The organism is Gammaproteobacteria bacterium (assembly GCA_021648145.1).
Classification (GTDB): domain Bacteria; phylum Pseudomonadota; class Gammaproteobacteria; order JAADGQ01; family JAADGQ01; genus S141-38.
Genome location: JAKITI010000010.1, coordinates 1 through 17484 on the forward strand (window position 1 = coordinate 1; position 17484 = coordinate 17484).

Here is a 17484-nt window from a genome sequence, read left to right on the forward strand (position 1 = left end):
AACAGCAAGATTCAGGCAGCCAAAAGGAGGGCTAGAGGCTATCGAAATATTGAAAACTTCATTAATATGATCTACTTTTTATGTGGAAAACTGAAATTCTCCTCTCCACTCGATCTGGCATAGACCCTCTTTTAGGGCACACAGATATTCGAACAACCAGAATGTACGTTAAAACGGATGTGGAGCGTATTAGGAAATTATTATTGCAAGTGGGCGCAGGATAAGATATTCACAACTCAAGGTGTTTGTAGCCTTCTGGCTGGGAGGGTGGATACGCAGGGCAATCGGGGTTAAATAAATTTAAAATCAATGAGTTACATGTTGAGGCATGAAATAATGTCTGCATTTGGTTATATTTCCAACTAATTCTGACCATAATTCTCCAAAACTTGATATAAGTTCTGGTTTATTGTAAATGTCAAGCTCATAACTCATTGATAGTTTGTAAATTTAAGCCCGATTGCCCTGGGTGGATACGGGATTTAGGTATTATTATATTTTGATTTGTGCTATATAATGATTTCTTTCAACAATATCAATAGAGAGTGTAACTGAAATTTTAACATATTTTGAAAGGGGATTGGTCTGTGTCTCTTTATAATATTAATGGTGCCGAGAGAGAGAATCGAACTCTCACTCCCGCGTGGGAACCGGATTTTGAATCCGGCGCGTCTACCAGTTCCGCCACCTCGGCATCAAACATTTACATGCAAAAAAATGGAGCTGGCGATAAGAATCGAACTTACGACCGGCTGATTACAAATCAGCTGCTCTACCAACTGAGCTACGCCAGCTTATTTAAGCTTCCCCGAAGAGAATGCGCATTCTATTTGCTCTCTATCTTAAAAGCAATACTTTATTTACAGTTTATGACTTGTTTTTTAATTTCTGGGGATTTTTTAAAGAGGCGTGCCCATTCAGGTGACAAACGATCTGTTTTATCGATATCATAAGCATTGAGCCAGTATTGATCGCTATCACGGTAACGATCTGCTATTTTCACACTGAACCCCTTTTGAGTCATCGCTTTCTGATGCCTCTTTGCACCACTCTGTATTGAAAACACCCCGAGAGAAATGGCATTTTCATATTCGCCTTGACGAATAATAGCGCTATCATTGATATTTTGCATTTTTAGCCCTTGCAACATCTCACGCGCTTCTGCTTTAGAAGGCAAAGGTGGAATATATACGCGGTAACCGATATGAACAGGCTCACTAATAGTACGTTGATTCACTTTAATTCCCAAGTACATCAATTCATTCATCACTTTTTTTGCTTTATTTTTCTCTGCAAAAGGCCCCAGTTTGTAACACATATTTTGATCAGCGACCAATACATCATTATTAACAGGCAGGGAAGTATCAGAATAAATAACAACCTCTTTTATTTTTGAAGTGATTGTGTCTGAGGCCGTTTCACTGCTTTTACTACTCTCTTGATTGATTTCACCTTGCTGACTGGCCTTGGCTTTATCTGCTTCACTCAAAAGCACCAAGCTTTGAGTGCTATCACTGATAGTCTGAGACTGTCTCATCACCTGATCATCAGAAGTACCAAGTTGCCACCACAAAAAAAACAGCACATTTATCACTAATAAAACTAAAAATAACCGCTTCATATAACCTCTAGAGACCAATCAACAAGTTCTTAAACTCACTTCACCACTTTGATAAAAACCAGTTTTACCCTCTGATTCAAAGACTAATGCGCCCGTCTCATCCACACCTCGTGATATACCATAAATATTCTTGTCATATATATTCAACACAGCTGCAGAGCCATTCATCATATCCATAGATCTCCAACGCTCCAAAAAAGATGACAAACCAGAGCTTTGATACAACAAAACCGTTTCTATCAATTTTTCTAATAAAATCGAAGCAAGTTGATTACGTGACACCGTTTTACCCAGAGCTGTTTCCAGATCAACCCATGCTTGATCTATTTCATCCGCAGAATGTTCAGGCATCCGTATATTCAGACCCACCCCAATCACAACATCGCTGACACCAACCACCTCTCCTGTGACTTCCAATAATATACCGGCTAACTTCCTCTCTTTCCATAAAATATCATTGGGCCACTTAACCGAAATACCTTTCAACCCGACTGACCGCAAAGCATCAGCCACAGCGACAGCAATGGCTAAACTTAGACCACCCAACTGTACCGGACTGAGTGAAAACTGCCAATACAAAGATAAGTATAGATTAGATGCAAACGGTGATATCCATTGACGACCACGCCGACCTCGACCCGCACTTTGAAATTCAGCCAAGCAAACCGAACCACTTTCAATGGACTCTTGCTGCACCTGCAACATTAAGTAGCTATTTGTGGAATCAATTTCAGAATGTATTTCAACAGAAGAAAGGAAAAGGCGTAAGTCAGGGCAAACCCCAACCATAATACGCTTTTGGTCTAATAATTCTATAGGGTTCTCAAGACGATAACCCTTCCCTGGCACAGCATAAAAATGAACCCCCCAACACTGAGTCAGTATTTTTAAATGTTTCCATACCGCAGCGCGACTTATACCTAAAGCTTCACCCAATGCCTCACCCGAGTGAAAAGAGCCATCAGATAAAATAGACAGAAGCCGAAGCCGCATAAAATAATATAATTAATCTTTATAGCGCTGAAACACCAAACTTGCATTGGTTCCACCGAAACCAAAGCTGTTTGACAATACCGTATTTAAATTTGCATTATTGATACGCACCCGTACCACATTAATACCTGCTGCTCCTTCATCCAGGTTTTTGATGTTAGCTGAAGCCGCAATAAAATTATTCTCCATCATCAATAAACTATAGATGGCTTCATTGACACCTGCCGCACCCAAGGAGTGACCTGTCAAAGATTTTGTGGAAGAAACCGCAGGTGTTTTATCGCCAAATTGTGCTTTAATAGCCTCCAGCTCTCGGATATCACCTGCAGGCGTACTTGTACCGTGGGCATTAATGTAGTCAATCGAACCGTCAACAGTAGCCAGTGCTTGTGCCATGCAGCGCACCGCCCCTTCGCCCGAAGGTTGCACCATATCGTAGCCATCAGAAGTCGCACCATAGCCGACTAATTCTGCATATATTTTAGCGCCACGACGCTTAGCGTGCTCAAGCTCCTCAACCACCAAAGTACCACCGCCACCAGAAATAACAAAGCCATCACGATCAGCATCATAGGCACGTGAGGCTGATTCAGGATTATCATTATACTTGGAAGAGAGTGCCCCCATAGCATCGAACATCATGGAGCCTTCCCAGCCCAACTCTTCACCGCCTCCGGCAAAAACCAAGTCTTGCTTGCCAAGTTGGATCTGCTCCATCGCATTGCCAATACAATGGGCGCTGGTAGAGCAGGCCGAACTAATGGAGTAATTTACGCCCTTGATTTTAAAGGCTGTGGCCAGAGTGGCTGAAGTAGTGCTACCCATGGTTTTAGTTACCATGTAGGGGCCAATGCGACGAACACCCTTACTACGCAGGATATCGGCGGCTGCAACAATATTGGCGTGAGAAGCACCACCAGAACCCATGATCAAGCCCGTACGCGGATTTGAAACCTGCTCTTCAGACAACCCAGCATCTTCGATAGCCTGCCGCATAGCAATGTAGTTATACGCAGCAGCATCCCCCATAAAGCGTAGTATTTTACGATCAATTAAAGCTTTCGTGTCACAATTCAATGAACCATGAACATGAGAACGAAAACCCAGATCAGCATATTCCTGGCAAAATTCAATACCAGAACGCCCCGCTTTCAGCGACTCTGTCACCTCTTGTTTATTATTGCCAATACTAGAAACAACACCTAAACCGGTAATTACTACGCGCTTCACTAGGAATTCCTCTTAAATTTAGACTTTTTATTCTGTAGACGTAAACAGACCTACACGAAGATCTTTTGCAGTATAAATCACACTTCCATCCACTTCCATTTCAGCATCAGCGACGCCCATAACCAATCTGCGCATAATTACACGCTTTATGTTAATTTTATAGGTCACTAATTTATTCTCGGGTTTCACCTGCCCAGTAAATTTCACTTCACCCGAACCCAAAGCGCGCCCACGTCCAAGACCCCCTTTCCAACCGAGGTAGAAACCGACCAGCTGCCACATTGCATCCAATCCTAAACATCCTGGCATGACAGGATCTCCGGGAAAATGACAATCAAAAAACCATAAGTCTGGCTTTATATCGAGCTCTGCTATCAACTCACCTTTACCATGCTCACCGCCACTTTCCGAGACCTTAATAATGCGATCAAGCATCAACATAGGAGGCGCAGGCAATAGTGCGTTGCCAGGACCAAAAATCTCACCTCGTCCACATTGCAATAATTCTTCGTATGTATAACTTTCTTGTTTTTCCATTGTCTTATGTCAATTAATTAAGAGGAAAATGTAGAATTTAATAATTTCACACATCATAATAATTTTAGCGCCGAAGTCTATCATACTCACTTTAAACTTGCCGAACACCATGGAACCTATTATTTTGCCTTTAATAGCCTACAAAACACAATGGATACTTTACCTGCTACTTGTTATTTTTTGCTCGCAGAATACAGCCTATGCAAACTCCATTGACCTACCCGATATTGGATTGAGTGCAAATAATATCATGACACCCCAGGAAGAACGTAAAATCGGGGAGTCATTTATGCGCCATTTACGCCGTTCAATCAAAATAATTGATGATCCAGAAATCAGCGAATATATTAACATGCTCGGTTATCAGTTGGTTGCAAACAGTGATTCTCCCACAGAAAAATATACGTTCTTCATCATCGAAGATCCCAGCATTAATGCCTTTGCCGCCCCTGGCGGTTACATAGGAATCAATTCAGGATTATTATTAGCCACACAATCTGAAAGTGAGCTTGCCGCAGTACTCGCGCATGAAATTGCTCACATCACGCAGCGTCACCTAATACGATCTTTGGAAAAAAGAGGCCAAATGAACCTTGCTACTGTCGCTGCCATTATTGCAGCGATTGCGCTTAGCAGCCAGGATGGCCAAGCAAGCCAAGCCGTATTAATGTCCACCATCGCGGGCCAGGCACAAGCACAGATAAATTTTACTCGAGTGCATGAAAAAGAGGCCGACCGTGTCGGGATGCCTCTATTGGCACGCGCGGGATTTGATCCACGCAGTATGCCTCTATTTTTTGAACGACTGCATCAAGCCAGCCGTTATTACGAAAACAGTGCGCCAGCATTCCTGCAGACACACCCAGTCACACTTGATCGTATTACAGATTCACGTAACCGCGCAGTGCAATACCCTAAAATAACTAAAAACAAGAGCCACATGTACGCTACGATGCGCAACAAACTCTATATCGTGACTCATGCTGACCCCAAACAAGCAATCGACTACTTCCAGGCAGCGCTAAAAGAGAAACCAACAGATGAAAATCACTATGGGTACGCCCTGGCACTACGGTCTAATGGTCAATACACTGATTCGCGTGCCGAACTCAAAAAATTAATAGAAAAAGAGCCGCATCGCATCAGTTACCTCATAGCACTTGCACAGACCGAGAATATAGAAAAGAAAACCAACAAAGCACTTCAAATATACAAAACAGCTCTTGATTTTTCTCCTCACAACCACCCTCTGACTATTTATTATAGCAAGGTGCTACTGCAATCAGGCCAAAGTAAACAAGCACGCAAAATTTTATACGAACACGCAAAACGACACCCCAACGACCCTCTCATTTATAAATTACTTGCACGCGCTGAAAGCGAAACTGGACTTTTAACAGAGGCTCACCAATCACTCGCAACTTTTTTTCACCTGAGTGGAGAGACCCTAGAATCAATCAGACACCTTGAAATCGCATTCAAACTCACCTCAACAGCTGATATCTATCAACGCCTTCGTATCGAAAACCGCTTGAAAGAGTTGAAAAAAGAGGTGAAAATCGAAAAAGAACACAAAGAGCATTAATAAATGCGATAAAATACGACTTAATTGATTACCAAGTTCAGGAAACAAGCTACCCTCATGCAAGATTACAAAAAAGAGTTCATTGATTTTGCGATTAGCACAAAAGTGCTCTGTTTTGGTCAATTTGAACTCAAGTCTGGCCGTATCAGCCCTTACTTTTTCAACAGTGGCCTGTTCGACAGCGGAGCAGCCATCGCACGTTTAGGTCGTTACTATGCTGCTGCTATTGAAGATTCAAACATTGATTATGACCAGCTTTTTGGCCCTGCCTACAAAGGCATTCCTCTCGCGGTCACTACAGCCTGTGCACTTGCAGACTATCACCACAAAGACATCGCTTATTCGTTTAACCGAAAAGAAGCCAAAAACCATGGTGAAGGGGGCACAATTGTGGGCGCACCACTCGCAAAAAAGGTATTAATTATTGATGATGTCATTTCAGCCGGTACTTCAGTGCGTGAATCTGTTGATATTATTAGTGCGGCAAATGCTCAAACTGCTGGTGTGATCATCGCACTGGACCGTCAGGAACGCGGCCAAGGCGACACCTCAGCGATTCAGGAAGTTGAAAAGAGCTTCAACATCAAAGTCGCCAATATTATTAATCTCAGCGACCTGATTGAATATCTATCTGCCCAATCTGAAATGAAACAAGCCTTGAAAAATATTTGTAACTACCAAAAACAATATGGTATTTGAGCATCCTAAATTCACAGCAAGGCACTTTTACAGTTTCAATCATTATCCCAACATTAAATGAGATAAAGACGTTACCTTATTTAATTAAATCACTCGCAAAGCAAAAAGGAATAACATTTGAAGTTGTCGTCGCAGACGGCGGCAGCCATGATGAAACATTGCAATGGTGCAAACAACAAACCTTTCCATTTCCACTTCGAGCGATCAAAACTCCAAGTGGTCGATCCCGCCAAATGAATGCGGCTGCGCATAAGTCGTACGGAGAAGAGTTGCTATTCCTTCATGCAGACTCTGTGATTACAGACAATGACCTATTGGCGCGAGCATATGTTTGTATGAAGCAACACCGCAAAAAAAGTTTCCCCAATAATACCGCAGGTCACTTTCCTTTAAAGTTCATACGCACTCAGCATGAATCTTCAACTACAATTGGCGCATATTATTTTTTTGAAGCGAAAACCAGCCTCAACCGCCTGGATTGCATCAATGGTGATCAAGGCATGTGGCTATCACGCACTTATTTTAAAAAAACAGGAGGGTTTAACGAAACCCTCCCTTATATGGAAGATGCCCGACTTGCACGGATCATTTTTAAAACCGGCCACTGGATTACACTCCCAGGCTCGCTAGAAACATCTGCACGACGATTTGAAAGCGAAGGATTCAAACCACGCCAAATATTAAATGCCCTACTTTGTAATTTTGATACCATAGGAATGACAAGTTTTTTTGGTGCCGCTGCAAATGCTTATAAAAGCCAAAACCATACAAAGCGACTCGACCTCAAGCCCTTTTTTATCATTGCACACCAAAAAACGTTTGAACAAGGCTTAAAAAAAGCGGCTATCTATTGGTATAAAACAGGCCAATATATCGCAGATAATGCATGGCAACTTGCCTTTATTTTCGACTGTAAAAATAATCGAAAAAAAAACATAGAGCCCCATAGTATCCATCACCCCATACTCAATTTTTATGACAAATGGTTGGCTCCCATTATTACATCACCATTTGGAGTCATTCCCACCACACTTCTGGCACTTATTTGGTTTTATAGCTCGATTTTTTTTGGTAGGGTCGGAAAAGCATAACTCTCTGCTTCGCCATGGAATGTAAGATAAATTCACAAATTATTTGTACTTTTCATACTCTGCCATCGCTTGTGGCATTAACGACTGAATTTGTGATATGCGATTTTCATCCAGTGGATGTGTGCTCAAAAACTCAGGTTGGCTCTGACCATTTTTATAATTAAAATCACGAAAACGCTGCCAAAACTTTACCGCTTCACGAGGATCATAACCCGCTCTAGCCATATAAATCAGCCCCATCTGATCTGCTTCCAGCTCTTGTTTACGTGAATGAGGCAATGCCACCCCTACTTTGGAACTCACGCCATAAGCACTCATGATTAACCCTTGCGTTGCAGCAGACTGCGTTTGCATCGCTGTTTGAAGTATTTGCCCTCCCAATTGCAACACCAACCCCTGAGAAACACGCTCTGCCCCATGACGAGCCACAGCATGAGCCACTTCATGAGCAATCACCGTGGCCATGCCGACCTCATTCAGAGTGATAGGTAATATGCCACTGTAAATACCGACTTTGCCACCTGGCAAGCAGTAGGCATTGGGCACATCAGGTGAATCAAACAATACAAACTCCCACTGTGCATTTGGCAACTCTGCGACAGCGGAAATACGTTTTCCAACCGCCTGAATCATACTGTTTTTTGCAGCATCTTTTGAAATCGGTGTTGAGGCCTTTTGTTTTTCAAACTCACTCAAACCCATCTGAATCTCTTGCGACGGACTGACCAAAAGAAGCTGCGAACGCCCCGTTTCCGCGACCGTTGTACAACCAAAAACAACCCCGCACAACACCCCTGTAAAAGAAATTTTTATGATTTTTATTGTTACTTTAGCCACAGCCAATAACCCTTGCTCTCTACACGGACAGCTCAATATAATAACCTGTGAACGCCCTTTAGTCTTGATTATTTTTCAAGATAATTTGATGTTCCTGATTTGTAATTTGATACACCTTTCCTAACCAGTTATTGATTACAGCTTTGGCTGAATCTCGCCAGGTATTATCAAGGCATGGAATAATCTCTGCTTCAGGGAATTCAGGTGCTACTTGCCCACTATTTTTTGCAGAGACAAGTAAATTTTCATACCTCACAAGAATATCCTTCGCCTCTGGTGTGAAATAATTTTCTGGATAAACAGGGTACTCTTCCCGCATGCCTGAAAAAAACAGCACACACTCCCTTTTGTACTCTTTAAGCAGACTGATCATATCGTACTCAGGGTGCCCTTGAAGATAGACTACACTAATAAAATCTTCACTGACCGCCAGATGTACACCTGCGTCATCACTTTTAATCAGAACACGCAACCCCGCTTTCTCAAAATCATCGCTGAAAATTTCATTGTAACGTGAATGAGGAAGATTCAGCCGCGTATTGATATTGCTGACTAATGGATGCCAACGCTCAATCACCCTATGCGAAAAAACACCCCATTTCTTCTGGGGTAAACGAGTACGTTGAATACCATATTCATACTGAACTAAAGCATGTGTTGCCAGACAAGAGCAAAGAATTGAAGCAACATTTTTTTGTGCCCAATTAAAGACTTCGGTTAAAGGCTCCCAAAAATCTTCCTGCTCCAATTTAGGTTGCGTGACATTTGCACCACTGATAATTAAAGCATCCAGCCCTTGCTCTTGAATCTTGGAAAAGCTCTCATAATATTTATCAATATGCACTCGCCCTTTTTCGCCTCGTGGCACACCATCAATGCTAAAGGGATGAATATAGAATTGTACAATTTGATTACATGACCCAATTAGGCGAAAAAATTGGCGCTCAGTCGCTTCTAATGCCGCATCTGGCATCATATTTAAAAAGCCGATATGTAACTCTCGAATGTCTTGATGCTGAGCCACTTCATATGAAATGACTTGATGCCCTTCCTGACGCAACCGTGTATAGGTTGGCAGCCCTGAATGTGCAACAAGAGCCATGTTATTTTGATTCCTGACGTGCGATGGTTTGAGCCACCATTTCTAAAAAATCAGCCTCACTTGTCACTTGAGCCACCTCAGCAACATCAACGGTGTAACCATAGCGGTCGGCAATATTCTGGTAGCGCGGCAGTCGTGATTGAAACAGTTTGGGAAAAATCCAGTTTACAAATTCATCAGGAGGAATTTCACTTTCATGGATGTAGCCATACTGCTCCATATACACTGGAAGTTGCTCATCCAGAAATGCTTCTCGATAATAGAGTGGCTTCGGAGATTTTTTGGCGCGCTCAATTAGCAAGTGTTCTAATGTTTTATCTGTTCTGAGATAAAGAATAAGTGTATTTTCTGCCAATGATTCCAGAACACTTTCATTATCCAATTCACACACACTGCCTCCCGCGTCATTCAAAAAGCAGTCATAGCCATAAATCTCTTTGGCTTTACAGATAAAATCAGGAACATCCAGCATGGAAAAAATTTCTGCCTGCCGATGCAATTTCTGCCGACGTTTAAATTCAGCAAGAGTCAGCCCACCCTTTTCAGGATTACCCAATTTACCAAGAAATGTAGAGACTGGCGCAAGATTTTCAACTGTAATATTGTTACAAATATAGATAGAGTCTGAGCGCAACAAGTCGCGCAAAAAAGGCACTTCCATCGCCTGACGTTTAATATTATCTAATATAGGCTCTTCCAAATACTTAGTACCAATGCGATAATCCCCTGAAAAATGAAACCAGTGGTCATTAGGCAGTTTACTTGACAGGCGTGTTTTACCTACCCCCGACATCCCTAGCAGAGTGATTCGTTTATCCGTCCACTCCATGAATGTTTTTGCAGACATTCTCATTAAACCAAAACCTTTATAACTTCTTGAGACAAGTAACCGATAATACCTTTAAGACTAAGTATATGAGGGAAATGGTATCACACTCCCTCATGCAACCGAAAAACATTGTAACGGAATAAGATGAATAACAATCCGGCCATAAAACGCTTCGAAAAAAATTTGATTGGAACAGATTATGTGGTGGGCGACATTCACGGTGAGTTTGTCCAACTTGTTGAGGGGTTGCGCGCGCTAAAATTTAACACCCGATTTGATCGAGTATTCTCTGTCGGTGATTTAGTTGATCGGGGCGCTAACTCTCCTGCAGCACTCCAGTGGTTTGACCAACCCTGGTTCCACCCTGTTCTAGGCAATCATGAAGATATGCTTTTACAGTCATTCAATGATGAAAAGATGCTGCGTTTAATGCTTGATAATGGCGGTGAGTGGTGGCTACAAGCAGATCAAAAAATGCGATACCAATTTCAACGTGCGTTATATAAACTACCTGTTGTGATTGAAATAGAAACCCAGAACGGAGTTGTAGGAATCGTACATGCGGATGTTCCATCCAGAATGAACTGGGGAAGCTTCGTGTCCAGATTAAAAACTGGTGATAAAAAAGTACGTGAAATTGCTTTATGGAGCCGTATCAGATCGACCAGTATACTCAGTAAATCCATTGATGGTATTACAAAAGTTTATTGTGGGCACACTATTGTCGATGAGCCCAAGATGATTAAAAATATGCATTTCATGGATACTGGAGCCTACAAAAAAAATGGTAAGCTCTCAATATTAGCGATCAATAAATAATTAAGGTTAAAGAGTGTATCGTCTCCAACCGTCTTCCTGAGTCCACTTCAATTCATATGTGGGCCAATAATTTAAGTCCAGCTTCAATGTCACTATATTCTCCCGCCCATTCAGATCAACAACCTTCAAACGAACTGAGTCACGATGCTTTTTTGTTTGTACCACAGACAAAAAGGCATCAAGATCCGGTACAGCGACACCATCAACATTAAGAATGCGCAAACTCCCAGCCAAACCAAAATGATTTGCAGGGCTTCCCCACCACGTCCAGGCAATATACACTCCGTCTGCGTCATATCCTCGCTGCGCTGCAATAGATCGGTGCGGAGCCTGAAGTAATGCGCCTGACCAACCCACCACACGATCAGTGCCCATTCCACTTAATGAAACAGTGGGCACCTTTAATATCTGCTCTTTTCCTCGGCGCAATATAGTGACATCAATTATTTCTTTATCTCTGACCGCTTTCTCAACGTCACGAAAATTAGTCACAGGTGTACCATTGAGTGCGAGCAACAGATCCCCTTCAGTCAAAAGCCCAGCGGCAGGTGAACCGGCAACCAAGCGTGTAATCAGTAGCACCTCTCTACGCGCAGTATTGTGCGCTTCCAGCATGGTTACCCATTCGTTAGGCAACCCACGCTTGCGAGCTTCTGAAAGAGGCAACAGATAAAGCTCAACTTCTAACGAGCGCACTTTTGATGCAGGTGATTGACTCACCACATCAATAAGTTCCATCACCAACTCAGAAGGAATACCACGCATCACGCTATTGATTTTTTTACCCGTCTGATAAGCAAAATTTGCCCATAGCGCAATAATTTTTCCATCTTCATTGGCCAATACAGCACCCACGCTATTGACACTGTTTGTAAGCGCTGCAACCTCAATATTTGTATCACGAAACCAAGGCACAGAAGGCACTGGAAAAATCGCCGCATCAACCGACCGGATTGTTGTACTTTGAACCGTTAGTTGATGATTGCCCTTCAAACCCACTTGCCACACCCGATCCCCCTGCTTTAATGGTTGATTAACAAACTCAGCACTTTTAACAGGCGTATCGCCAATTAAGGCAGGGTCATATGAGACAACCGCCATATTATGAAAAGGATGAACAAATTCAACTTTTCCAGGCACTTCCAAAGAGCCTGCAAATGTAATATTTACATTGCCTAAAAAAGTGGGCACTGTATTTTGATCAACAACAATGAGCCCTTTTGTCGCGTCCAGCACAACACCTGTGCCAATATAACGAGAGTCGCGGACACCATCTATCCGAAATGGCATTTCGAACGTCACAATAGCTAATGAAGGTGCAATCGCTCTCGCTTTGGGGTCATCCACCTCGGTAAACTGTGTTGAAGCAGGCTTTAATGGCCTCACTTTGGGGCCTTCTGCTAATGCTCTACAAGGCCAATAGCCTGATTTATCATCACGTTCACATGCTTTTACAGGAAACCAGCGACGATCCATGGAAATCACCGCCACCATTTCATGATTGGGATTACCTAAATTAAAAAAACGTATTGAGGCTTGATCGCCATCCGCCAACGTTGCAAGCACGGCTTTTAGATCATCTAAATTTCGAATGGGTTGATCATTCATAGAGGTGATCACGACACCGCGCACAACAGATTCATTACCCAGAACATAACCTGAACTTGCGATATAAACACCTTCAACAGGAACATGATAGTTACGTGCTTGCTGATATGAGAGATCATGCAGCAAGCCACCCCCAAATGTAATATAGGACGCTGGGGTTATCGCATGTAAGTCAGCTACTTTTAAAGTCACGCTCAATAACGTTCCGGCGCGTTCAATATCAAATACAACCTGATCACCGACAGAATTATCCAGCAGTTCGGCTAAAGGTGGAAAGCTCGTCATTAACTGGCCATTAGCTTTCAGGAGGATATCACCCGGCATAAACAAGCCATCAGCGACCCCCTTTCTGATCACCTGATTTACAACCAGCATTCCAATACCTTTTGGGTGAGCATCACGAACCAATGTTTCAGATTCATGACTCAACCCTAATCGACGCAGCTCTTCATAAGGTTGGTGCCAAAATATTGTTTGCAATGTGCCTCTACTCACTGGCTGGTCAGCTTGAATTAATTTCAAAGCTCTTGTGATTCGATCAAGCGGTAAAAAAAAGCTCGCTGCATTTTTAAGATTAGCGCCTGCACTCAATGCAATCACATCCCCCGACATATCCACTACAGGCGAGCCAGACGCTCCGCCACTGATGCTGGAAGCGGCCTGCATATAAAAAGTATTAAAGTCGTTATAGCTGCCTTGGCCATAATTAGGTGCTCGGCGATCAAGACGTGCCAATGTTCCTGAAAGAATCGATAAGTGTTCTCCCCCATCATTACCGATGACACGTATATCTTTACCAACAACTGCAGCATCAGGATTGAGTTTTAGCTCAACAGGATTATTAAATGAAAGCTCTGCTGGATCGTATTGAAAAAAACCAAAATCATGCACAGGATCTCGGTAAATGGGTTTCAAATCCACCTCTTCGTGATTCAAAAACATCCCCACCGCCATCACGGGACCAGGTTGAACCACATGGCGATTCGTTAAAATAATGCCACGTTTAGCATCAACAACAAATCCGGTGGCCTGTTGAGAGCTGTTCCTGCTGGTGTCAAAGGGGCGCGCACTGTCCACCTTCAATGAGATCACAGATTCTGAAACCCGATCAACGATCGTCTCCCAACTTACTTTATCGACTGCGAAAGTATTGACACAAAACAAGAACGCAAAAATTCCCAGAAAAACCTGGCTGAGCCGGTTTGATGTATTCATTATTAACGTCCTGATTTTTTTCGATTTAGCTTTGTTCTGACATTTTTTTCAGAATTTGAACGACTCTTTCTTTTTTGTCTGGGTGTCACCAAATTAGGTTTTTTATCAGAATCACTGGCATAAGGGTTTTTACTGCTTTTGAACTGAAAACGAACCGGAGTGCCTTCCAGTCTTAACACTTTCGTAAATGTGTTCTCCAAAAAGCGTTTGTAAGAATCCGGTAGTGATTTTGTCTGGTTGCCATGCACAATAAACAGAGGTGGATTTTTTCCGCCTTGATGCGCATAACGCAGCTTTATACGTCGACCATGAACCAGTGGCGGTTGATTTTGATCAACCACATCTTCGAGAATTTGCGTTAAACGTGGTGTCGGCACCTTGATCATTGCTGAGCGATATGCTTTTTGTGCAAACTTGAACAGATCACCGACCCCCGTACCATGCAGTGCTGAAATAAAATGAATTCTGGCAAAACCAACAAATGACAGTTTAAAGTCCAGCATTCGTTTGATCTCTTTACGCTTTTCAGAACTCAGGCCATCCCACTTATTAACAGCAATAATCAATGCACGACCACTTTCCAGCACATAACCAAGCAACCGGGCATCCTGATCACTCACCTCTTTATGTGCATCCAGAACCAATATGACCACATTAGATTCTTCAATGGCTTTAAGTGTTTTGATGACGCTGAATTTTTCCAGCATATCATTCACTTTACTGCGCCTTCGCACCCCTGCGGTATCAATCAAGGTATATTTTTGCTCACCACGTACAAACGGAATAAAAATACTGTCTCGTGTTGTACCAGGTTTGTCGTAAACCACCACGCGATCTTCGCCCAGCATACGATTAACCAAGGTTGATTTACCCACATTCGGGCGACCAATAATTCCTAGCTTAATGCCACGATCGACTTTATTATCATCACCCTCTTCTTCAGGAAAGAGTTTAAACACTTCATCAAGAAGATCTTGAACACCCTCGCCATGTGCTGATGAAATTGCGATAGATTCACCCAGGCCAAGCGCTTGAAATTCAGCTGATACAATATCGTCGTTGAGCCTTTCAGTTTTATTGACAACCAAAAACAGCGGTTTACTTAAACAACGTAACCGTTCAGCCAGCACCTCATCAATGGTGGAAAGCCCTTCTCGACCATCCACCAGAAAAAAAACAGCATCCGCCTCCTCAGCAGCCATCCAGGATTGCTCGGCCATGACAACATCAATCCCCCTGTTTTTTTCTGAGAGGCCACCTGTATCAATGACAGAATAAGGGCGATCTCCCAAACGTCCTTTCCCGTAAATACGGTCGCGTGTCAGACCAGGCTGGTTTGCCACCAATGCATCACGTGTGCGGGTTAAACGATTAAAAAGTGTTGATTTACCCACATTAGGGCGGCCGACCAAGGCAAAAACAGGGTTCATATACTCAGCAATGTCATAAAATGTGAAAAGTTAATATGAATCATTTTTTCAGAAATAAAGTGTAGTTATTGAACATAATAATTTCCGTTTAATCAGCTAAACGCAATGCAGTGAGCGTACCACTCTTGCCAACGATATAAAGCACTCCATCAGCCACAACAGGGTCACCGAAAATACCTGACTTATCAACCCGGTAACGAGAAAAAAAGGATCCTTCCTTTTGTGACAACAAGTGTATGTAACCTTCGTAATCCGAGACAACAACATAATCATCCAAAATAACGGGGGCACTTAATTGACGGCCATGTAACTTTTCCTGTCGCCATAATGAAGCTCCTCCTCTTTGACTCAATGCCCACAGATGGCTTTGTTCATCAGTGATAAAAAGCTGCGTCTCATTGATCGCCATATTTTTAAAAGTAGAGATATTATGTGCCCAAAGAACTGCACCGCTGAACTGACCGACCGCCGCCACACGGCCTTGAAAGGTTGCAACATAAATGACTTCTGAACCCAGCAGCGGAGCACTATCAATATCGACCATACGTTCCAACTCTGACCGCCCCTCTGGAATCGCGATCGTTGCCTCCCATAGAATTTCCCCATCTTTTTGAGACACTGCAAGCATTTTACCATTAGCAAAACCGGCATATACATTGGCTTCATCGACAAGCAGCGGACTCTCACCACGCAATGACAATACGGGTACTTTTTGACTGATCGCCCAATGCTGCTTACCATTCGCAGCGTCCAAAGCAAATAGTTTACTATCACTTGTACGAGTGAATACCTGCCCTTTCGATTCAACAGGAGGCGATAACACTTCACTCGACAACATGCTTCGCCAAACTTCTTCCCCGTTGTTTCTATTGAGCGCCAACAACTCTCCATGATGTGATCCTAATAATAAAAGATCATCTGAATAACCGACACCTGCCGAGAGCTCTACACCGGTATTAACACTCCATAGCTTTTCACCACTGTTTTGATCAAGTGCTATGACACGTCCTTCACCGTCACCAAAATAGATATGTCCATCAGCCACCCGCAATGTTAATGGGTCTGTGGTTGTCGCAATCTCTCCATCCTTGTGAACCCACATCACCTCAAGCTGAACAACAGGGTCAAACGGAGTGAGTTCAGCAGGAGGATCAACACGACTTTTATTGGAACTACATGCACTCAGCAATAGCACTAATAAAACAGTGATACAGCATCGTTTTACTTGACCGCTGACTATCAAGAGTTATCTCCTGACCCTAAATCATCCAGTTTCATCTGTAAAAATGGACTGCTCGATAAACTTTCACCTTCTGCAAGTGCTTTTTTGTAGGCCGTACGTGCTAATTCAATTTTTCCTGTCGCAATATAGATGTCACCCTTCAACTCATCATAGTCCGCTGTAAAGCTTTCAGTATTACTGACCTTCTCAAGCAGCAGCAATGCATCTTCATTTTTATCAGTAGCAATAAGTAAGCGTGCCAGACGCAACCGAACAAGGTGTTGCATGCCAATATCATCACTACGATCTAATGCCCATTGCAGTTGTATTTGAGCCGCCTCAAGATCATTTTTATTTACGTTAGCTTTAGCCGCTGCCATGGCTGCCAATATCGCATAGGGTGAATCGGCATAATCACTTTTCAAACGTTCTACACGTTCAAGTACGATATCATTCTCTTCTTCAGCCAGCGTCGTCATCAATTGCTGGTAAGCCATTGATGCAGACTCTTGTTGATTGCGGCTATGATCCGACCACATATTCCAGCCAACAAGTGCAGCCACACCGATGGCAAGTCCAAAAATAATGGCCGTACCGTTTTCGTTCCACCATCTTTTGATTGCTTCAACTTGCTCTTGCTCAGTTTCGTTACTCACGACTCTTCTC

General features: G+C 42.9%; 16 protein-coding genes and 2 tRNA genes. 5 read left to right on the forward strand and 13 right to left on the reverse strand.

What is annotated here, in order from left to right; translation table 11 throughout:
* Positions 1–123 (forward strand): transposase (locus L3J70_07640; GenBank protein MCF6236229.1); only part of this gene is annotated, 123 nt, incomplete at its 5' end.
* Between the two features lie 484 nt (positions 124–607).
* Here the strand turns inward: L3J70_07640 and L3J70_07645 are convergent.
* From L3J70_07645 to fabA, 6 genes are all read right to left on the reverse strand, one after another.
* Positions 608–694: transfer RNA gene (locus tag L3J70_07645), tRNA-Leu, on the reverse strand.
* Between the two features lie 24 nt (positions 695–718).
* Positions 719–794: transfer RNA gene (locus L3J70_07650), tRNA-Thr, on the reverse strand.
* A 62-nt stretch (positions 795–856) separates the two neighbouring features.
* A complete protein-coding gene (locus L3J70_07655) occupies positions 857–1621 on the reverse strand; it encodes an SPOR domain-containing protein (protein ID MCF6236230.1) in 765 nt (254 codons plus the stop codon).
* A gap of 18 nt (positions 1622–1639) precedes the next feature.
* Positions 1640–2614 (reverse strand): bifunctional biotin--[acetyl-CoA-carboxylase] ligase/biotin operon repressor BirA, encoded by a 975-nt coding sequence (gene birA / locus L3J70_07660; protein MCF6236231.1) that lies wholly within the window; start codon positions 2612–2614, stop codon positions 1640–1642.
* 12 nt (positions 2615–2626) lie between these two features.
* Positions 2627–3844 (reverse strand): beta-ketoacyl-ACP synthase I, encoded by a 1218-nt coding sequence (gene fabB / locus L3J70_07665; protein ID MCF6236232.1) that lies wholly within the window; start codon positions 3842–3844, stop codon positions 2627–2629.
* 27 nt (positions 3845–3871) lie between these two features.
* The gene (fabA, locus tag L3J70_07670; protein MCF6236233.1) at positions 3872–4381 is read right to left on the reverse strand and encodes a 3-hydroxyacyl-[acyl-carrier-protein] dehydratase FabA; all 510 of its coding nucleotides are present in this window, start codon (positions 4379–4381) and stop codon (positions 3872–3874) included.
* 109 nt (positions 4382–4490) lie between these two features.
* On the opposite strand from fabA, the gene L3J70_07675 reads away from it, so the two are divergent.
* The 3 genes from L3J70_07675 to L3J70_07685 are packed head-to-tail and all read left to right on the forward strand — an operon-like array spanning position 4491 to position 7756.
* Positions 4491–5966 (forward strand): M48 family metalloprotease, encoded by a 1476-nt coding sequence (locus tag L3J70_07675; protein MCF6236234.1) that lies wholly within the window; start codon positions 4491–4493, stop codon positions 5964–5966.
* Positions 5967–6023: 57 nt separating this feature from the next.
* A complete protein-coding gene (gene pyrE, locus L3J70_07680; protein MCF6236235.1) occupies positions 6024–6665 on the forward strand; it encodes an orotate phosphoribosyltransferase in 642 nt (213 codons plus the stop codon).
* Positions 6662–7756 (forward strand): glycosyltransferase, encoded by a 1095-nt coding sequence (locus tag L3J70_07685; protein MCF6236236.1) that lies wholly within the window; start codon positions 6662–6664, stop codon positions 7754–7756. The genes pyrE and L3J70_07685 overlap by 4 nt, the downstream gene beginning before the upstream one ends.
* Before the next feature lie 39 nt (positions 7757–7795).
* Here the strand turns inward: L3J70_07685 and L3J70_07690 are convergent, their stop codons facing one another.
* Genes L3J70_07690 through L3J70_07700 form a run of 3 tightly spaced genes read right to left on the reverse strand, consistent with a single transcriptional unit; the run spans position 7796 to position 10548 of the window.
* The gene (locus L3J70_07690; protein MCF6236237.1) at positions 7796–8593 is read right to left on the reverse strand and encodes a M48 family metallopeptidase; all 798 of its coding nucleotides are present in this window, start codon (positions 8591–8593) and stop codon (positions 7796–7798) included.
* Positions 8594–8651: 58 nt separating this feature from the next.
* The gene (locus L3J70_07695; protein ID MCF6236238.1) at positions 8652–9695 is read right to left on the reverse strand and encodes a homoserine O-succinyltransferase; all 1044 of its coding nucleotides are present in this window, start codon (positions 9693–9695) and stop codon (positions 8652–8654) included.
* A 1-nt stretch (position 9696) separates the two neighbouring features.
* Positions 9697–10548 carry an ATPase gene (locus tag L3J70_07700; GenBank protein ID MCF6236239.1) on the reverse strand — a complete coding sequence of 284 codons (852 nt, stop codon included), beginning with the start codon at positions 10546–10548 and terminating at the stop codon, positions 9697–9699.
* 120 nt (positions 10549–10668) lie between these two features.
* Between L3J70_07700 and L3J70_07705 the strand changes: the two genes are divergently transcribed.
* Positions 10669–11343: a metallophosphoesterase gene (locus L3J70_07705; protein MCF6236240.1), complete on the forward strand. Its 675-nt coding sequence runs from the start codon at positions 10669–10671 to the stop codon at positions 11341–11343.
* Between the two features lie 6 nt (positions 11344–11349).
* Here L3J70_07705 and L3J70_07710 read toward each other — a convergent pair whose 3' ends face one another.
* The 4 genes from L3J70_07710 to L3J70_07725 form a co-directional block, all read right to left on the reverse strand.
* Positions 11350–14166 carry a trypsin-like peptidase domain-containing protein gene (locus L3J70_07710; protein ID MCF6236241.1) on the reverse strand — a complete coding sequence of 939 codons (2817 nt, stop codon included), beginning with the start codon at positions 14164–14166 and terminating at the stop codon, positions 11350–11352.
* Between the two features lie 2 nt (positions 14167–14168).
* A complete protein-coding gene (der, locus tag L3J70_07715; protein ID MCF6236242.1) occupies positions 14169–15596 on the reverse strand; it encodes a ribosome biogenesis GTPase Der in 1428 nt (475 codons plus the stop codon).
* Between the two features lie 88 nt (positions 15597–15684).
* Positions 15685–16839: an outer membrane protein assembly factor BamB gene (gene bamB, locus L3J70_07720; protein ID MCF6236243.1), complete on the reverse strand. Its 1155-nt coding sequence runs from the start codon at positions 16837–16839 to the stop codon at positions 15685–15687.
* Positions 16836–17474 (reverse strand): tetratricopeptide repeat protein, encoded by a 639-nt coding sequence (locus L3J70_07725; protein MCF6236244.1) that lies wholly within the window; start codon positions 17472–17474, stop codon positions 16836–16838. The genes bamB and L3J70_07725 overlap by 4 nt, the downstream gene beginning before the upstream one ends.
* Positions 17475–17484 lie beyond the last annotated feature (10 nt).